The organism is Niveibacterium microcysteis (genome assembly GCF_017161445.1).
Classification (GTDB): domain Bacteria; phylum Pseudomonadota; class Gammaproteobacteria; order Burkholderiales; family Rhodocyclaceae; genus Niveibacterium; species Niveibacterium microcysteis.
Genome location: NZ_CP071060.1, coordinates 3,888,428 through 3,907,265 on the forward strand (window position 1 = coordinate 3,888,428; position 18,838 = coordinate 3,907,265).

At 65.7% G+C, this 18,838-nt stretch carries 16 protein-coding genes; 4 read left to right on the forward strand and 12 right to left on the reverse strand.

Annotated elements, in window-relative coordinates; all coding sequences use genetic code 11:
- Positions 1-57 precede the first annotated feature (57 nt).
- The 6 genes from JY500_RS17645 to JY500_RS17670 form a co-directional block, all read right to left on the reverse strand.
- Positions 58-1,452, reverse strand: a complete 1,395-nt coding sequence (locus tag JY500_RS17645) for a serine/threonine protein kinase (RefSeq protein ID WP_206254000.1) — start codon at positions 1,450-1,452, stop codon at positions 58-60.
- Entirely contained in the window at positions 1,452-2,195 is a 744-nt protein-coding gene (locus JY500_RS17650; RefSeq protein ID WP_206254001.1) for a metallophosphoesterase family protein, read from the reverse strand. Before JY500_RS17650 ends, JY500_RS17645 begins: the two co-directional genes overlap by 1 nt.
- Before the next feature lie 28 nt (positions 2,196-2,223).
- Complete coding sequence (locus JY500_RS17655; protein WP_172204917.1) at positions 2,224-2,412, reverse strand: hypothetical protein; 189 nt, start codon at positions 2,410-2,412, stop codon at positions 2,224-2,226.
- 99 nt (positions 2,413-2,511) lie between these two features.
- The gene (locus tag JY500_RS17660; protein WP_172204920.1) at positions 2,512-4,185 is read right to left on the reverse strand and encodes an MFS transporter; all 1,674 of its coding nucleotides are present in this window, start codon (positions 4,183-4,185) and stop codon (positions 2,512-2,514) included.
- Positions 4,186-4,333: 148 nt separating this feature from the next.
- Entirely contained in the window at positions 4,334-5,833 is a 1,500-nt protein-coding gene (locus JY500_RS17665) for a sensor histidine kinase (RefSeq protein ID WP_206256533.1), read from the reverse strand.
- On the reverse strand, positions 5,820-6,494 hold the full coding sequence (locus JY500_RS17670) for a response regulator (RefSeq protein ID WP_206254002.1): 675 nt from the start codon (positions 6,492-6,494) through the stop codon (positions 5,820-5,822). Before JY500_RS17670 ends, JY500_RS17665 begins: the two co-directional genes overlap by 14 nt.
- A 490-nt stretch (positions 6,495-6,984) precedes the next feature.
- Here JY500_RS17670 and JY500_RS17675 point away from each other — a divergent pair, with 490 nt between their 5' ends.
- Positions 6,985-7,530 (forward strand): hypothetical protein, encoded by a 546-nt coding sequence (locus JY500_RS17675; RefSeq protein WP_172204928.1) that lies wholly within the window; start codon positions 6,985-6,987, stop codon positions 7,528-7,530.
- An 83-nt stretch (positions 7,531-7,613) separates the two neighbouring features.
- Here JY500_RS17675 and groL read toward each other — a convergent pair whose 3' ends face one another.
- From groL to JY500_RS17695, 4 genes are all read right to left on the reverse strand, one after another.
- Positions 7,614-9,257 (reverse strand): chaperonin GroEL, encoded by a 1,644-nt coding sequence (gene groL / locus JY500_RS17680; RefSeq protein ID WP_172204931.1) that lies wholly within the window; start codon positions 9,255-9,257, stop codon positions 7,614-7,616.
- Positions 9,258-9,305: 48 nt separating this feature from the next.
- Positions 9,306-9,596: a co-chaperone GroES gene (locus JY500_RS17685; RefSeq protein WP_172204934.1), complete on the reverse strand. Its 291-nt coding sequence runs from the start codon at positions 9,594-9,596 to the stop codon at positions 9,306-9,308.
- A gap of 222 nt (positions 9,597-9,818) precedes the next feature.
- Positions 9,819-10,205, reverse strand: coding sequence for a hypothetical protein (locus JY500_RS17690; protein ID WP_206254003.1), 387 nt, complete (start codon positions 10,203-10,205; stop codon positions 9,819-9,821).
- Between the two features lie 103 nt (positions 10,206-10,308).
- Entirely contained in the window at positions 10,309-10,521 is a 213-nt protein-coding gene (locus JY500_RS17695) for a HAMP domain-containing histidine kinase (protein WP_206254004.1), read from the reverse strand.
- Between the two features lie 364 nt (positions 10,522-10,885).
- On the opposite strand from JY500_RS17695, the gene JY500_RS17700 reads away from it, so the two are divergent.
- Together JY500_RS17700 and JY500_RS17705 are read left to right on the forward strand one after the other, a co-directional pair.
- Positions 10,886-13,591, forward strand: coding sequence for a sensor histidine kinase (locus JY500_RS17700; RefSeq protein ID WP_206254005.1), 2,706 nt, complete (start codon positions 10,886-10,888; stop codon positions 13,589-13,591).
- Positions 13,592-13,754: 163 nt separating this feature from the next.
- Positions 13,755-14,480, forward strand: coding sequence for an SLATT domain-containing protein (locus JY500_RS17705; protein ID WP_206254006.1), 726 nt, complete (start codon positions 13,755-13,757; stop codon positions 14,478-14,480).
- A gap of 3 nt (positions 14,481-14,483) precedes the next feature.
- Here the strand turns inward: JY500_RS17705 and JY500_RS17710 are convergent, their stop codons facing one another.
- Positions 14,484-16,547: an ATP-dependent helicase gene (locus JY500_RS17710; protein WP_206254007.1), complete on the reverse strand. Its 2,064-nt coding sequence runs from the start codon at positions 16,545-16,547 to the stop codon at positions 14,484-14,486.
- 186 nt (positions 16,548-16,733) lie between these two features.
- On the opposite strand from JY500_RS17710, the gene JY500_RS17715 reads away from it, so the two are divergent.
- Positions 16,734-17,168: a hypothetical protein gene (locus tag JY500_RS17715; protein ID WP_172203188.1), complete on the forward strand. Its 435-nt coding sequence runs from the start codon at positions 16,734-16,736 to the stop codon at positions 17,166-17,168.
- Positions 17,169-17,319: 151 nt separating this feature from the next.
- Here the strand turns inward: JY500_RS17715 and JY500_RS17720 are convergent, their stop codons facing one another.
- A complete protein-coding gene (locus tag JY500_RS17720) occupies positions 17,320-18,837 on the reverse strand; it encodes a polyamine aminopropyltransferase (RefSeq protein ID WP_172203189.1) in 1,518 nt (505 codons plus the stop codon).
- Position 18,838: the final 1 nt, after the last annotated feature.

An 18,838-nucleotide genomic window follows, 5' to 3' on the forward strand; every position in this document is an offset into this window, starting at 1 on the left:
CCTGACTCGGCGCTGACGGAGCGCTGACGGTTCGCTTACGGCGTTGCTGCCGCCGCGTTAGCGCGGGCGCACGATGGTGACGCTGCAGGGGGCGTCGCTGATGACCTTGTCTGCCACCGGCGGCAGGATGTTGCGGCCGACCAGATTGGGCGGCGGCGCGCCGATCAGGATGTGGTCGACGCTGTTGCCGCGCGCGTATTCGAGCAGGCCGTCTGCGGGGTCGGCCGCTTCCAGCACATGGAAAGTGATGCGGCTCGCCGGCAAGGCGATCGGCTCCGCCCAATGGCGCAGCTGGATCAGCTGTTGAAGATGCTGGCGCGGCCCGCTGGTGGCCTCGTCGGAGGTGCCCATCACCGGCTGTGGCTTGCTCACCGTCACGCATGCCACGCGCGCGTCAGGCATCGCCAGCGCGAAGCGGCGCACCGCGTTGCGAATTGCCTGTTGATGCTTTTCGTTGGTGTAGGCAGTGGCCACGGCCACCATGATGATCGGCGCATCGCTGGCGCGAGCCGCCGGCGCGACCGTCACGTCAGGCTCGTAGCCAAGGCCGACGATCCAGTTGCGCAACCGCTGCAGCGCACCCTGCCGTCGCGTCCAGCGGCCACGCTCGGTGACCGCGACCTGGTCCGGATGCTGCAACTCGAAGGCCAGCTGCTTTGCGCTCGCAAGCCTGCGCTCGACGTTCACCTCGAGGCATCGGTAGATCGTTTCCTGCAGCGCTTCGGACAAGGCGGGCACCCGAGCGCGCGGCGGCACCGGGCTCTCGCGCAAGCGCTTTCGCATGCCACCGGGCGAACTGGGTGCGCCAAACGGATAGCTGCCGGTGGCGAATTCGTAGAGCATCACCCCCAGCGCGAACACGTCGCTGCGCGCCTCGGTGCGGATACCCAGCACCTGTTCGGGTGCGATGTATGGCGCCGAGCCGAGCGGGCGACGAAACGCTTCCGCGAGCAGATCCGGCAGGTGGGCATGACGCGCAAGCCCCAGGTCGATCAGTACCGCACGGCCGTCGGGGCGCAGGATGATGTTGGAGGGCTTCAGGTCGAGATGGATGACCTCTTGCTCATGCAGTTGCTGCACCGCGTTGGCAACCGCCGCGCCGATGCGGCGCACCTCGGTCTCGGCGAGCGGGCCTTGATCGAGCAGATCAGACAAGGTCAGCCCTTCAACATGCTCCATCACCAAGTACGGACTGCGCTCCAGATCGCCCACCGCGTAGAGCTTTGGCACCGGGCCGCCGTCGAGCGCTTCGAGCACCATCTGTTCGACTTCGAAGCTGACTACGGTGGCACCAGGCTCGCCTTGCCCCAGGCGCGGCACTTTCATCACGGCGGGGCCAGGCAAGTCGTGACGCGACACGCGGTAGATCACAGCCATGCCGCCCGCATGCAGGCGAGACTCAATGCGGTAGCCGTCGATCTCGTCGCCCGGCGACAGCTCGGTCGCAAGCATCAGGCGAGCCCCTCGATCTGCAGCGCAAAACGTTCGGCGAGCCCGGCCCGGCGTATCTTGGCCGCGGCACTTGCTGTGTCGTAGGGCACGCGGTGATAACTCAGGCGAGCGCGACTGCGATCGAACATCGCGTACCAGGCGCCGGTGCGGCCGTCGCGCGGCTGGCCGCAGGACCCAACAATACCGAGCCAGCTGCGATGCCGCCCGACCGGAATGCCGAAGCCCGGTGTCGGCATGAATGGCGTCAGCCGCCCGTCGGAGCCGACGTAGTACAAGGTCGGATCATGCACATGGCCACAGAAGACATAGCGCGTACCCGCCGCCAGCAGACTGGCGCGCGCATCGGCCGCGCTTGCAACGTAAGGAAACAGCTCGGGGTATTCCGCGCTGGCGTGCACCCAGGTGACGTCGTCGTCCCTCACCACCAGCGGCAACTGCGCGAGGAAGGCTCGCTGTTCGTCGTTGAGCTGCGGAATGGTCCATTCGATCGCGGCCTGCGCCTCGTCGTTCATCGGCTCCTGGCTGCGACCGACGGCTGCGGCATCGTGGTTGCCGAGCACGGCAACATGAAGGGATGTCCCTAGCGCGAGGATGCGGTCAATCACCGGGCCGGGATCGGCACCATAGCCAACCAGATCGCCGAGCACCGCAAAAGCGTCCGCCCCCTCCTGCCGCGCATGCTCAAGACAGGCGTCGAGCGCCTCGATGTTGCTATGGATATCGGCAAGCAGCGCGAGTTTCACGACGCCCCCAGGGCAGCGCAGCCCAGGATCACTTGTTCATCAGTTTGATCACCAGCCACAGCGCAAGTCCGACGAGGACCACGCCGCCGAGCACAAGCATCAACTGGCCACCGGAGATCTCCATCTCACCCACAGCGCCGGTGCCGGAGTCGCCGCCGGATGCCAGCGCCATCATCGGCGAGCATAGCGCCATCGCGGCAGCGGTGCGTAGATTCATTGGGATACGAAGCATCCGCTTCATCGTGCGTACTCTCCAAAAAAACCGCCCGGCACGAGCCGGGCGTTGAATCAGGGCGGGCTCGCCCGCCCCGTTGCATCACGCGTGGTGAATATCGCGGTCCTTGGTTTCAGGCATGAACAGTGTGCCGATCACAGCGGTCATCACCGCGATCACGATCGGGTACCAGAGGCCGTAGTAGATATCGCCCGTGGCCGCCACCATCGCGAACGCCACCGTCGGCAGGAAGCCGCCGAACCAGCCGTTGCCGATGTGATATGGCAGCGACATCGAGGTATAGCGGATGCGCGCCGGGAACAGCTCGACGAGCCAGGCGGCAATCGGGCCGTACACCATGGTCACGTAGATCACGAGGATCGTGAGCAGCAGCAGCACCATCGGGATGTTGGTCTTGGCCGGGTCGGCCTTGTCCGGGTAGCCGGCTGCCTTCAGGGCTGCGCCGAGTTCCTTGTCGAACGCGTCCTTCTTGGCCTTGGCTTCGTCCTTCGGCAAACCGGTGCCCTCGTAGGCGGAGATCACGGTCGAGCCGATCTTGATCTGCGCCACTGCGCCCGGGGCAGCCGCCTCGTTCGAGTACGGGATGTACTTCTTCGCCAGCGCGCCCTTGGCGATATCGCAGGAGCTGGTGAACTTGGCTTTGCCGACCGGGTCGAACTGGAATGAGCAGGCCTTGTCGTCCGCCACCACGACCACCGGGCTGGCCGCCTGTGCGGCGAAGATGTCCGGGTTGCCGTACTGGGTCAGCGCCTTGAAGATCGGGAAGTAGGTCAGCGCCGCCAGCACACAGCCGATCATGATGATCGGCTTGCGACCGATCTTGTCCGACAGACCGCCAAACACGATGAAGAACGGCGTGCCGATCGCGAGCGAGCCGGCGATCAGCAGGTTGGCGGTCATCGGGTCGATCTTGAGCGTCTGCAACAGGAAGAACAGCGCGTAGAACTGGCCGGTGTACCAGACCACTGCCTGACCTGCGGTGCCACCAAGCAGCGAGAAGATCACCACCTTGAGGTTTTCCCAGCGCGCGAAGGACTCGGTCAGCGGCGCCTTGGAGGCCTTGCCCTCCTCCTTCATCTTCTTGAACACCGGTGACTCGTTGAGCTGCAGACGGATGTAGACCGACACGATCAGCAGCAGCACCGAGATCAGGAACGGAATCCGCCAGCCCCAATCCTCGAACTCATCCTTGCCCAGCAGCGTGCGGCAGGTAAGGATCACCAGCAGCGACAGGAACAGGCCCAGCGTAGCCGTGGTCTGGATGAACGAGGTGAACAGGCCGCGTTTGCCTTTCGGCGCATGCTCCGCGACGTAGGTGGCCGCGCCGCCGTACTCGCCGCCGAGTGCGAGGCCTTGCAGCAGACGCAGCGAGATCAGGATCACCGGCGCCGCAACACCGATTTGCGCATAGGTGGGCAACATACCAACGATGGCCGTCGAGATACCCATGATCAGGATCGTCACCAGGAAGGTGTACTTGCGGCCGATCATGTCGCCGAGGCGGCCGAACACGATCGCGCCGAAGGGGCGCACCGCAAAACCGGCAGCAAACGCCAGCAAGGCGAAGATGAACGAGGTGGTCTCGTTCACGCCGGCAAAGAAGTGCTTGGCGATGATGGCCGCCAGCGAACCGTAGAGATAGAAGTCGTACCACTCGAACACCGTGCCGAGGGATGACGCAAAGATCACCTTGCGTTCCTCGGCAGTGATGCCACGAGCCTGCGGCTCGATAGCCATGCTGCCAACTTGTGCCATGTCTCCTCCAATTGGGTTGGTGCTGCAGTCGCCCCGTCTTTCTAGACGGATGTACGACGGATGCAGGCTAGGAGGGCTGACTTACGGGCGACTTACGCTGCAATGCACCAAAAAACGAGCGCTGGTGCGGGTTTACGCAGAACGGCGGTCATTCGCCCATGGCTTGCGGACGCGGCCCGACAGGTTCGCCGGCGCGTGGAAATTCGATCAGGAATCGGGTGCCGACGCCGCCCGGGCCGTGTTCGAGGCGAATCGTCGCGGCGTGCAGATCGGCAATCTCGCGCACGATCGGCAGCCCTAACCCGCTGCCTTCCACGCCGCTGCCCAACACGCGGTAGAAGCGCTCGAAGACGCGTTCGCGATCCTCCTCGGGGATGCCAACACCGTCGTCCTGCACCCCGAGCAGCGCAACACGCGGGCGCGCTGCATCGTAGGCCGAGAACACCGTGACATGGCCGCCCCGCGGCGTGTATTTGATCGCGTTGTCGATCAGGTTCTTCAGCATCTCGCGCAGCAACACCGGCATACCGTCCACCGCAAGCGGCCAGCCGGTCGTCTCGACGCCCAGATCGACGCCCTTGTGCAGGGCGCGCGGCACGAACTCGGTTGCCACTTCGCGCACCAGCTGCTCCAGGTCGATCCGCTCGAGGCCGCTGCGGCCGTGTGAACTCGCCTCGGCGCGGGCCAGCGCGAGCAGCTGGTTGATCAAGTGCGCGGCACGCTCAGCGCCGGTGTGAATGCGTTGCAGGGAGTCGCGCAGCGCCTCGGGATCGTGTTCGGACAAGGCCAGTTCGGTCTGCATCTTCAGCCCGGCAAGCGGCGTGCGCATCTGATGTGCCGCGTCGGCCACAAAGCGTTGCTGAGCCTGCAGGTTCTCGTCGAGGCGCTGCATCATGTCGTTGAACGCGATGATCAAGGGCCGCACTTCCTCCGGCACGCTTGCAGGCTCGATCGGCGAAAGATCGGCCGGGCGGCGCCGGCGAATCAGCGCCTGCAGCCGGTTGAGCGGCGCAATCCCGCGCGTGAGGCCCAGCCACACCAGCACCACCGTCGCCGGAATCACAAGAAACTGCGGCAACAGCACGCCGGTGACGATGCGTGAGGCGAGCGCCTCGCGCTTGTTGCGCGTTTCAGCGACCTGCACAATCGCCTCGCCCTTACCGTCCGGCAGCAAAAAGCGGCGGCGCGCGATGCGCACATCCTCGCCCGCAATTTCGAGGTCGGCGAAATGAAGGGCGCGCGCGGGGTGTTCGTCGTCCTCCGCCGGCTCAGGTGGTGGCGGCGGTAGTTCGACATCCCCCACGACCAGTTCGCCGCGCGGGCCGATCACCTGGTAGTAGATCGCATCTTCTTCGTCGGCACGCAGCAGTGCGCGCGCCGGCGCCGGGAAGTTCACCGTCACCCGCCCCATCGCGTCGACCTGCATCAGCCTTGCAATGGCGGCGACGTTCGCTTCCAAGGCCCGATCGTATGGTTTGTCGGCAATGCCCTGCGCGACATGGTGGGTAGCGATGATCGAGATGGGCCACAGGAACAGCAGCGGCGCGAGCATCCAGTCGAGGATCTCGCCGAACAGGGAATACGGCGGGCGTCGCCCTCCCGCGCCGCCCTTGGACGACGCGGAGCCGGGCCATCTAGGTAGCCGCATCCGGCTTTTCAAGGCAGTAACCGAGCCCGCGCACCGTGGCGATCTTCAGGCCCGACGGCTCCAGCTTCTTGCGCAGGCGATGGACGTAGACCTCGATCGCGTTGTGCGAGACCTCCTCGCCCCATCCGCACAGATGGTCGACCAGCTGCTCCTTGCTCACCAGGCGCCCGGCGCGCAGCAACAGCGTTTCCAGCACGCCGATCTCGCGCGCGGAGAGCTCCACAACCTGGCCACCCACCATAACGACGCGGTCCGCCTGGTCGTAGGACAGCGCCCCGAGCGTGATGCAGCGCCCCTGCCCGGTGCCCCGCCGCGTCAGCGCGCGGGCGCGCGCTTCGAGTTCGGGCAGCGCGAAGGGCTTGGTCATGTAGTCGTCAGCACCGGCATCGAGCCCGCGCACACGCTCTTCGATCGCATCCTGTGCGGTGAGAATCAGAACCGGCGTGGTCGATTTGCGCCCACGCAGGCGCTTGAGCACTTCGATGCCCGGAAGTTTTGGCAGGCCCAGGTCAAGCACCACCAGGTCGTATGACTGGCTGGCGAGCGCGGCATCGGCCTCGCTGCCGGTTGGCACATGATCGACCGCGAAGCCGCCGCGTTTGAGCGCGCGAATCAGCGCATCGGCAATGATCTCGTCGTCTTCAGCGAGCAGGATTCTCATGGGATGCCCCGGGAGCCGCACTGGCAGGACGCCAGCGCGCTGCGAACGGCAGTTTAGCACCCACCCCCCTTGAGGCGTCACAGCACCTGCGGGGCGCCGGAAGGGCGAAAAAAAGCCCCGCACGAAACGCACGGGGCCTCAGGAATGTTTGGCCACGTGAGGGCAGCCGTTTTCGATATTACTGTTGCGTGCCCGCAAATCAAGAGGCAAATCGCGGCGGGCTCCCTGCGGCTGTTTGTGCGAGCCGTTCTCATCAGCACCAAAGCCTTGTCGCGCATGGTTCAGCAACCCCGGAATTTGCAAAACGCATACCCTTCATCGATCATTGCGGCCATACGCCAGCGGATTGCATTTGTCGTATTCCCGCAACAACGCCGCGTTAAGCCGTTTCGACGCCGTCGCGGCGCGGCATTGCGCCGGGCCGCAGAAGCAAGCACAGTAAGAAAAGAAAGAGGCGCATACAACGATGTGCGCCAGCGAGAGAGACAACATGAGAGATACCGTCTTCTTCAAGACTGAGGCCGGCGCGCAGGAGATCACCGCGCGTCAGATCCGCCTGCATCCGCGCGTGCGCTCCCTGCTCGTGCTGATCGACGGCAAGCACCGTGCAGGCGAACTGCTCGATACACTGCAGACAATCGGGGTCACCGAGGACAGCTTCCGCGAACTGATCGGCCACGGGCTGATCGCGGGTACCGGGGCCGAGGCCAACGCCCCGCCTGTTGCAATCGAAGCGTCGCCCGACGCGCCAGACACCGAAATCCCCGCCGCAGCCGGTGAAGATGTGGCGCAGGCGGCGCCCGCCGACGAGCAGGAGCAGCGCCGCGCGCTGTACGCCTATTTCAACCTGCATATCCGCGAAACGCTGGGGCTGCGCGGTTTCATGCTGCAACTGCAGGTCGAGAAGGCCGAAACGCTCGCCGACTACGCTGCGATCCGCGACCAATTCCTCGCCGCAGCGCGCAAGTCCAAAGGTGAAGTGGTGGCGGCTGCCATGCAAGCCGAACTCGATCGCCTGCTCGCACCGCCCGCCTGAGCCCGCCGCAAACGGCGCCCCCAAAAAAGAAACCCCGCCGGAGCGGGGTTTCTTCATTCAGCCGTTCGGATGAACCGGGACAATTACATGCCCATGTCCATGCCGCCCATGCCGCCCATGCCGCCAGGCATGCCGCCGGCCGGCTTGTCTTCCGGCAGTTCGGCAACCATCGCGTCGGTGGTCAGGATCAGCGAAGCGACCGAAGCGGCGTTCTGCAGCGCGGTGCGGGTCACCTTGGCCGGATCCAGCACGCCCAGCTCGACCAGGTCACCATAGGTGCCGTTCGAAGCGTTGTAGCCGTAGTTGCCCGAACCTTCCAGCACCTTGGCGATCACGACCGACGGCTCGTCGCCGGCGTTCGCAACGATCTGGCGCAGCGGCTCTTCGATCGCGCGCAGCACGATCTTGATGCCGGCGTCCTGGTCGGCGTTGTCGCCCTTGATGGCGCCAACCGCAGCGCGGGCGCGCAGCAGGGCAACGCCACCACCGGCAACCACGCCTTCTTCAACGGCGGCACGGGTAGCGTGCAGCGCGTCTTCGACACGGGCCTTCTTTTCCTTCATTTCGACTTCGGTCGCAGCACCGACCTTGATCACCGCAACACCGCCGGCCAGCTTGGCCTTGCGCTCTTGCAGCTTTTCCTTGTCGTAGTCGCTGGTCGCGGTTTCGATCAGGGCGTCGATCTGGGCCACACGAGCCTGGATCGCTTCAGCCTTGCCGTTGCCGTCGATGATGGTGGTGTTTTCCTTCTCGACTTCGATGCGCTTGGCTTGGCCCAGGTCAGCCAGGGTAGCCTTCTCGAGCGTCAGGCCAACTTCCTCGGCGATCACGGTGCCGCCGGTCAGGATGGCGATGTCTTCGAGCATGGCCTTGCGACGGTCGCCGAAGCCCGGGGCCTTGACGGCAACGGTCTTCAGGATGCCGCGGATGTTGTTCACCACCAGGGTCGCCAGGGCTTCGCCTTCGACGTCTTCAGCGATGATCAGCAGCGGACGGCCGGCCTTCGCCACTTGCTCCAGCACCGGCAGCAGGTCGCGGATGTTCGAGATCTTCTTGTCGAACAGCAGCACGAAGGGGTTGTCCAGAGCGGCGATCTGACGCTCCTGGTTGTTGATGAAGTACGGCGACAGGTAGCCGCGGTCGAACTGCATGCCTTCAACGACATCCAGCTCGTTGTCGAGCGACTTGCCGTCTTCGACGGTGATCACGCCGGCCTTGCCGACCTTGTCCATCGCGCTGGCGATGATGTCGCCGATCGAGCTGTCGGAGTTGGCCGAGATCGAACCGACCTGGGCGATTTCCTTCGAGGTGGTGGTCGGCTTGGCGGCCTTCTTCACTTCGGCGACCAGGGCGGTGACAGCCTTGTCGATACCGCGCTTCAGGTCCATCGGGTTGTGGCCCGACACGACCAGCTTCATGCCTTCGCGAACGATGGCCTGGGCCAGCACGGTCGCGGTGGTGGTGCCGTCACCGGCGTTGTCCGAGGTCTTGGAAGCAACTTCCTTGACCATCTGTGCGCCCATGTTCTCGAACTTGTCCTTCAGCTCGATTTCCTTGGCGACGGAGACGCCGTCCTTGGTCACGGTCGGGGCGCCGAACGAGCGCTCCAGCACCACGTTGCGACCCTTCGGGCCGAGGGTGACCTTGACCGCGTTGGCCAGGATGTTGACGCCATTGACGATCTTGACGCGTGCGTCGTCGCCGAACAGAACTTGCTTAGCGGGCATTGTGTAGCTCCTGAATACTCTGGAATTTCAGACCGGGGAACGGGAGGCTCAGGCCTCGACCACGCCCAGGATGTCTTCTTCACGCATGACCAGGACTTCCTGGCCATCGACCTTGACGGTCTGGCCGGCGTACTTGCCGAACAGCACGCGGTCGCCAACCTTCAGATCAACCTTGCGCACTTCACCGTTGTCCAGGAACTTGCCCGGGCCAACTGCGACGACTTCGCCCTGGTCCGGCTTCTCGCCTGCGGAATCAGGGATCACGATGCCGGATGCGGTGGTGCGCTCGGCTTCGATGCGCTTGACGATCACACGGTCGTGCAAAGGACGGATCTTCATCAGGTCACTCCTCGTACGTAGTACGTTCAATGAATCGGGCCGGCGAACCGGCCCCGAAAAAACGGTAGCGGCGGGGTGCGTTTGCGCGCCATGCTGTTAGCACTCACCCCTGACGAGTGCTAATAATAGGTGCGACCTCCCCCCTTTTCAAGTCGCGACCTTCAAAAAACCGGCGGCAACGCGCGCGCCGAGACGCACGCCAAACGCTGCCAGATGACGCGGCTATGCCGCCCTTGCTGGCGACAGCCTGCTGCGCGCCGCCGTCCGCACCGTGTTCGGGCGGCTTAGCCCGGCCGCCATGGACAACTCGTAGTTAGCGTTACTGCGGGCACGTGCGGCCGCGAACTTGAGCGCCTCAACCAGCTCGACCTGCTCGCCGACAGCAAGCGACCGCCCCTCGAGCGCACGTAGCCGGCGAGCAAGGCGGCGTCGGCAGTTAACACCCGCTTCGTGGATTTGATGCTCGACCTCTGCGATGGCGCGGGTTACGTCCTCTGACGTCAAGGGCGCGCCTGAATAGCGATCACGCAGCATCCGGCCGCGGCTGCGAAATTCATTGAGAACGGTTTGATGGATTGCGCTGGCGGTCAGCGTTGAGTTGGTGCTCATGCAGGCTCCTGAACCAAACAGAATGACGCGATCTTCGCAGCGCTCCGCGCACGCCGCTTTACCTTGGCGGCCAATAGCCTGTCCGGCCAGCGCAGCAGAGTCCTTAAGACGGCGGCGCGAGCAGGCTGGTGGCGGTGAGGGGCAAGCCGACGCGGAAGGTGGGACCGCCCCCCTCGACCGATTTGGCGACGATGTCGCCCCCCAACACCGAGCTCACGACGTTGTGCACAATGTGCAGGCCGACGTGGCTGCTGCCTCGCCAGAGCTTGGTGGTGACAAACGCGTCAAAGGTCTGGGGCAAATGGCGACTTGGCATACCAACGCACTGCCGGAACCGACGATCGGAGCCATATCGATCGATCGCCGGCGTCGCAGACGCAGGCAACCTCCGCGCGCCCCGCCAAGCCGTGCAGCGATCGGTTCTTAAGCAATGGATGCCCAAGGTGCTCGGCGAGCGTTGCAACGCAAGCATCGGCCTGAAAAGCCCCGCTCGTTTGGTGCGCGCGTTCGGGCAAACGCAGCAAGGCCGAGAAATTGTGAAATTCGTGTGTAGCGCTCAAGTCGGCGCCCCGCCGGCCGTCACATAGGCATCGAACGTCGGAACCGCCGGGGGCGGCACTTCGCCGCCCCCCGCCCACACGAGGCTTCGCCCCGCAGCGACGACAGAACTAGAACGGACAATGAAGAAATCCCGTGTGCCGACCGCGCTGCTGCTGGTCGCTTACGGCGCGGCGGCGCTCTTGAGCACCAGCGGCGCCGTAGCTCGACCACCTGCCAGCGAACAGTGGCTGCATCCCGTTGCGGGCGGCATTGCGCTGCTTATCACCCTTACGCTGCGAGGCGGCGGCGAGCGGCGGCAACCGGTGCTCGCCCTGATCGGGCTGATCGCCGTGCTGGTCGGCCTGCCGCTGTTGGGCGCGGTTCGCGCGCCCGAAGCGGGCGGCGTTGCCGCGCTGTGGCCGGCCGATACGCCGGCGGCCTTCGGCGCCCTGATCCTGATCTGGGCGGCCGGCTATATCGGGCTGAGCCTGCGCGCCGACCGCATCACACGCGGCATGGCCGAGGCGTTGGCTTGGGCGATCTGCGCGACGGCGCTCGCCGCGCTGATCTGGACATCGCTGTCGCTGCCCCTGATCTACGGCCTGGTGGCCCTTGCTTCGCCGCCGCCGGCCGTATCAATTGGGTTGCTGCTGCTCGGCTTGCGGCTGTTCGCCCACTGCCGTGCGCATCGCCCCGCCGCGCGCAGCGAGGACGTTCGCGTGGCGCGCATCGGCGTTGGTTTTCTCATCGCGGTGGCGTTCGTGACCACACTGGTCACGCTCGTGGCGCTGGAGACCCAGATCGAGCGCTCGCTCTACCAGCAGCAACGCATGACGGCGCGGAACCGCGAGCAGGTCTTCTTCTTCGCCACCGAAAGGCAGTTCTACGACGCCAACGCGCTGCTGAAGGATCAGGAGATCGGCCACCTCGCCTTACAGGCACAACGCAGTACGGACGAGAAGATCCGGCGTCAGCTGTTCCAGCGCATTCAGGAGCAGTTGCCATTCCGGGTGGTGCGGGCGTTCAGCGCGCGCGGTAAGCGCGGCGAAGTACTCGCCGAACGGGGCACGCTGTCATCGGCGGATGCCATCTGGAGCGACACGCGCGGCAAGGTTCAGCTTGAAGTGAAGTGGGAACAGGGCGTGCCGTTCGCCCTGATGCGCCTGCAGCTTGAGTTGCTTGGAGAAGGCGTCGTCGGCGAGTTGCTGATCGAGCAGTCGGTGCCCGCCTGGGAACAACTCGTCAGCGACACCTACGATCTCGGCCGCACCGGCGTGATGGCCCTGTGCGGCGAGAACGCGCAGCGCATCCGCTGCTTCCTCTCGGGCAGCGGCGAATCCCTGCGCACGCCGCCACCCGGCGCGAAGATGACGGCATCGGTAGAGGATGCGCTGGCAGGCCACACCAGCCCCACATGGGATCCGCTTTTCAGCCAGGACGAGCAAGGTCGGCCGGTCACGCTGGTGTATGGCCCGATCGGGCCGGTGGGCATGGGTATGGGCATCGCCGGCAACGGCCTCGCGATGCTGATCACGATGGATGCCGACGAGTTCTATGAACCGGTGCGCCACCAGTGGCACCGGATCCTGCCCGTCGTGCTGGGCATTGTCCTCGTCGCGGGCTGGGCGCTCCGCCGCATCGTTCAACCGCTGATCCGTGCGCTGCGGGACAAGGAAGCACGCTTCCGCGAGCTGACCGAGTTGTCGTCCGACTGCTACTGGCAGATGGATGCAGAACTGCGTTTCAGCGAAATCGTTGGCAAGGATCTCGCAGCGTCCGGCATCGATACGACGCGCTGGCTCGGCCGCGTGGTGTCCGCGCTCCCCCTGCATGCCGACGAAGCCACGCACGCCCACGCGATCGAAGCGGCCATGCAGCGCCGCGAGGTGTTCTCCGAGGAAGTACTGCGGCTCACCGCGGACGATTTGCAGCTGCGCTACCTGGTACTGTCCGGCGCGCCGCAGTACGACGCCCGCGGGCGCTTCCTTGGCTATCGCGGCGTGGGCCGGAACATTACGCGCCAACGGCAGGCGGAGGAACGCCTGCGCCACGCACAGAAAGACCTGCTGCGGGCCGAGCGCCTAGCCTCGCTCGGCAGCCTGGTCGCCGGTGTGGCGCATGAACTCAATACGCCGATCGGCAACTGCGTGACGGCCGCGAGTGCATTGAACGAGGAAATCGAGCGATTCGACGCAGCAGTGGCCGAGGGGAAGATCCGCCGCGTCGACCTGAGCGACTTCACGGCCTACGTGCGCGAGGCGGTGCATCTGCTGCGGCGCGGCCTCGATCGCGCGGCCGGCACGATCCGCAAGTTCAAGGAGGTGGCTGTCGATCAATCGAGCGACCGTCGCCTGGTATTCGATCTGAACAACAAGCTCGGCGACATCGTCGGCCTGCTCAGCCCGACGCTCGCGCGCCGCGGCGTAACGCTCGATGCGCGTGTGCCCGAAGGCCTCGTGATGGACAGTTTCCCGGGCGCGATCGCACAGGTGGTCGACAACCTGGTGCTCAACGCGCTGACCCACGCCTTCGAAGGCCGCGAACGCGGCGAAATTCATCTGATCGTGTCGCCGCTTGCTGACGACGGCCTGCAGCTGAGCGTGAGCGACAACGGCGTGGGCATGAGCGCCGCCGTGATGGACCGCATCTTCGAGCCCTTCTTCACCACCCGCCTCGGCACGGGCGGCAGCGGCCTGGGTCTCTACATCGTGCGCAATATCGTGCAGGAGGTGCTGGCGGGCACCATCGACGTCGCCAGCACGCCCGGCAGCGGCACCACCTTCACGCTCGAATTCCCGCGCGTGACGCCGGAGACCAGCGCCGCCCCCCCGGAGGCACTGCGCTGAGTCTTTCGTGACGCGCGGCCCTATCGGCCGCCCACGATTTGGGGTTCAATGCGCGCAGCATTGCCGTGCGGCCCACCGGCCCACGACCGGCAATGCCCGTCGCTCCCTAGAACCCGCACAGCGCCCGCGCGCCGTGCTTACTGGCAGAGGCTTTGACGCAAGCATGCAAACGAGTTTTTCAGACTGGGTTTCCGGCGCCGACGAACTGAGCGCGAATTCTGCGCAGCGCCAGTTGCTCGCCATCCGCACTTCCGCCCGCAGCCGCTCGCACGCCGGGCTGCGCCTGCAGCGCCAGGGGCGCGCGTGGCTGGCAACGCTGATCGCGCTGTCGCTCGGCCTGATCCTGATCCCGCTGCTGCAGAACGCCGGCGTGCGGCTTGCACTGGCGCCCAACGTGCTGAATCTGTTGCAGATCTTCCTCGGCGTTTCGGTGCTGGTTTGCGTGGTGCTGGTCGCTTCGGCCAACCATGCGCTGCGCGCCCGCGTGCTGCTCGAGTGTGGCGATCGCCTGCGCGAGCTGGCGCGCGAATTCGAGAAGGTGTGCGAAGACGTCGGCCCCGGCGCGATTTCGTCGCATATCCTCGATGAATTCCGGCTGCGCCATGCCGACACTCTGCGCAACCTGGAAACCCCGTCGCGCAACGATCAGCGCCTCGCGCTGCTGGACATGCCGGGCGAACACCGCCTCGGCCGCGGCGAGCGGATGCGGCTCGCGCTGCGCGCACAGCTCACGAATGTCTCCGGCCTCGCACTGCCACTCGTCATCGTGGCGCTCGAAGCCGTGTTCGTTGCCCATGCGCTGGGCTTGCCACAGTTGGGTGGCGACCCGCTGGTGGCCAGCAGCGTCTCGGCTGGCGACGCCGAACCCTCGCTGCGGATCAGCCGCTAAACCCTAACCCCACATGCCGCGCAGCTTCGCGGCGATATCGACCACCGCTTGCGGCGGCGGCGTAACAGCCCCCGCCGCATTGCTTCCGGCCACTGGCCACACGGCCTGCTCGAAGTGCTCCAGCACCGAAGTCGGGATGAAGCGGGTGCGCTGGGCATACACATGACGGTCGCCGCCGCCGCTCTGCTGCGTCACGTAGAAGCGCTGTGGCGTGAGCAGATGCAGCGCGTCCTTCGCGCGCGTCATCGCCACGTAGAGCAGGCGGCGTTCCTCTTCGATCTCTGCGCTGCTGCCGGTCGCTAGGTCTGACGGAATGCAGCCGTCCACTGTGTTGAGCAGGTAGACCGACTCCCACTCCTGCCCCTTCGCCGAATGGATCGTCGACAGGATCAGGTAATCCTCGTCAAGCAGCGGTACGCCGGATTCGTCGCTGGTCGCGTCCGGCGGATCGAGCGTCAGTTCGGTCAGGAAGCGTTCGCGATTCGGGTAGCTCGCGGCGATGCGCTCCATCTGCAGCAGATCGGCCTCGCGGATCGCAGCGTCCTCGTACTTGCGCTCCAGGTGCGGCGCATACCAGCGGCGCACACGTTCGAGATCGGCCGGCCAGGCGGCGCGCAAGCGCAGGTCGCCCAGCAGCGCGGGGAGTGCCGCCCAGGCCTCGCCCGCCGACGAGGGTGGCGCGAAATCCGCCAGCGCCGCCACCGGGTCGTTCGCCGCCTCAACCAGATCGACGATGCGTGCCGCGCTCTTCGGGCCGATGCCCGGCATCAGTTGTACGGCGCGAAAGCCCGCGACGCGGTCGCGCGGGTTCTCGGCCCAGCGCAGCACCGCCAGCATGTCCTTCACATGCGCCGCTTCGAGGAACTTGAGGCCGCCGAACTTCACGAACGGGATGTTGCGGCGCGTGAGTTCGATCTCGAGCGGCGCACTGTGATGCGCGGCGCGGAACAGCACCGCCTGCTTCTTCAACGCCACGCCTTCTTCGCGACGCGCCAGCACCTGGGCGGCCACGTAGCGCGCCTGGTCCGCCTCGTCGCGCACGGTGACCAGCTGCGGACGCTGGCTTGCGCTGCGCTCGCTCCACAGGTTCTTCGTGAAGCGCTCGGCGGCGAGCCCGATCACCGCGTTCGACGCAGCAAGGATCGGCTGTGTCGAGCGGTAGTTACGCTCCAGCGTCACCACCGTCGCTGGCTGCGCAAACTCGCCGGGGAAGTCGAGGATGTTGCGCACCGTTGCGCCACGGAAGGCGTAGATGGACTGCGCATCGTCCCCGACCACCGTAAGGCCACGACCATCCGGTTTGAGCGCGCGCAGGATCGAGGCCTGCAGCCGGTTGGTGTCCTGATACTCATCCACCAGCACATGCGCGAAGCGCTGGCCAAGCTCGGCAGCGAGCGTTGGCTCCGCCGCCATGTGCGCCCAGTAGAGCAGCAGATCGTCGTAGTCGAGCACGTCCTGCCGCTGCTTGGCAGCGACGTAAGCGCCAAACAGCTTCTTCAGATCGTCTTCCCACATCGCACACCAGGGGAAGGCATCGCGCAGCACATCGGCCAGCGGAGCCCCGGTATTCACCACGCGGGAGTAGATCGCGAGGCAGGTCTGCTTGGTCGGGAAGCGCTTTTCCTTCGCCGACAGGCCCTGCTCGTGCCGCACCAGATTCATCAGATCGCCGGAGTCTTCGCGATCATGAATCGTGAAGGCGGGCCCGAGGCCGATCCTTTCCGCGTATTCGCGCAACAGGCGCGCGCCAATGCCGTGAAACGTGCCTGCCCAGCTCAAGGCCGCGCGCGCCAGCGCCGGGTCATCGCTGGCGCTACCGAGAATGCGCTCGACGCGGCGCGTCATCTCCACTGCCGCCCGCCGCGAGAAGGTGAGCAGCAGGATGCTGGCCGGGTCTGCCCCACCCAGCACCAGGTGCGCCACGCGGTGGGCCAGCGTGTTGGTCTTGCCCGAGCCGGCGCCGGCGATTACCAGCAGCGGCGCGGCGTCGGCGTACTCGACGGCCGCCTTCTGCTCGGGGTTGAGGCGCGCGGCAAACGTGGCAGGGGCTTGGGCAAGGGCTGACATGGGATGACCCGAAGGCAAAAGGTGTATGAATATACACCCTCAAAACCATCGCACCAGCCCATCGCGGCGGGCGGCAGCGCCACGCGAACGCAGCGCGCCGACGAAGCGACGACGCATCAATCGCCCGGCAAGGTAGGCCTGCGTTGTCCATACTTTGTCCACCAGTCACACAAGGTGGAGGGGGCGATGCACATCATGCCGTTTGAAAACGTGACGCACGACGACGCCCGTGCGTCGCTCGACGCCGATCTGCGGCACGCCGTGCCCGGCGTTCGCAAGGCGGGCTACGACCACAGCAGCGACCCGCGGATCCACTTGAGTGCGCTCGCCGAACGCTGGCTCGCCGAGTCGCGTGACCCGAACGCCAATCTGCTCGCCGACACGTTTCCACATGTCGCGAACCAGCTCGCGCTGATCTGGCGCGAACCGTTCACCGCGCTGGACTACCTCGACAGCCTGATCACCGATACCCGCTGCGGCCGCCAGGGTTTCCCGGAGCCGGCACTGCGCGCGCTGCTGAAACTGCATGACCGCTGCACCGCGGCGCTACCGCCGCGCAACCCCTTCCTGCCGAACGATCCGTGGATACGGGGCAGCGACTCGGGCGAACGCCGGCACTGACACCGGCCTGCGCTTGGGGAAGGTCGGAAGAGGTTAGCGAGACGGATGCAGCGCAAGGCGCAGCGACCAAGACATATCAAATGGATAGGCGCGGGAGCGAGCACGCCACAACGCCGCGATGCGCCGTCGCAGCCACTTATTCAGACCTTCGTCAGCGGATCGCGTGCCGCCACTCGTCTTCGAACGTCCGCACGAGGTTCTGGCTGTTCAGGTGATTCGGTTCCGCCGCAACGCGATCCATATCGCGCGAGAAGTTGAACATCGCGGCCAGCGTGCCCCCGTCGAGAAAACGCGTTGGCACCGGCAGCGTGGCGGGCGGCTCGTAAGGCACACGGCCGGCGAGGATGTAGCCCCACTCACCGAAGGAAGGCACCAGTGCATGGTAGGGCGCGGTCTGAAAGCCCGCCTCCTCCAGCGTCGCGACCACCGTCCAGTAGGCCTTGCGTGCGTAGAACGGGCTGGTCGCCTGGATCACCGCGCGCCCCTCGGGCACCACGTGGCGCGCGAGCAGCCGGTAGAACGCTGTGGTGTAGAGCTTGCCGACGGCGAAGTTGGACGGGTCGGGAAAATCCACCACGACGAAATCGAAACGCTCGCGTGAATCCTCCAGCCAGCGCCCGGCGTCGGTGTTGATGACCTGCACCTTGGGCGAATGGAAGGCGTTACCGTTGAGCGCCCGAAGCGCCGGGGCATCGCGGAACAGCGAAGTCATGCCCGGGTCGAGATCCACCAGCGTGACATGTTCGATCTGCGGGTACTTGAGGATCTCACGCACGGCAAGGCCGTCGCCGCCGCCCAGCACCAGCACGCGGCGCGCCCACGGCAAGCTCGCGAGGCCCGGATGCACCAGTGCCTCGTGGTAGCGGTACTCGTCCGCCGACGAGAACTGCAGGTTGTTGTTCAGAAACAGGCGCAGATCGTCCTTCCAGCGCGTCAGCACGATGCGCTGGTACGGCGTGGTGCGGGTGTAGAGGATCGGATCCTGGTACATCTGCTGTTCGGCCCAGCCGGTAAAGCGCCCGGCGAAGCCGAAGCCAGCCGCGATCACCGCCAGCGTCACCGCGCACTGCACCACGACCAGCCGAGCCTGCGGCAACTGCGCGCGGAAGACCGCTACGGCCCACAGCGCGACCGCCGCGTTGAGTAGACCGAACAGGAGTCCAGTGCGTACCAGCCCGAGGTGCGGTGCGAGCAACAGCGGAAACGCGATCGACACCGCGAGCGCGCCCAGGTAGTCCACCGTCAGCACCTGAGACACCAGATCGCGTAAGGACAGCTCGCGCCGCAGGATGCGCATCACCAGCGGAATCTCCAGCCCCACCAGAACGCCGACCGCCAGCACCGCGCAGTAGAGCATCACGCGAAAGGGTGCTGCCTCCAGCGCGAAGATGCCGAACAAGGCTGCGGGCGTGAAACCACCGACGAGCCCCACCAGCAGTTCGAGCTGGATGAAGCGCAGCACCAGATTGCGCTCGACGTACTTCGACAGCCAGGAACCCACGCCCATCGCGAACAGATAGGTGCCGATCACGGTGGAGAACTGCGTCACCGAATCGCCCAGCAGGTAGGAGGACAGCGCCCCGGCGACCAACTCGTAGGCCAATCCGCAGGACGCGACAATGAAGACGGAAACGAGCAGCGCGTGACGCTGTGTGCGAAGTGAGCTCATC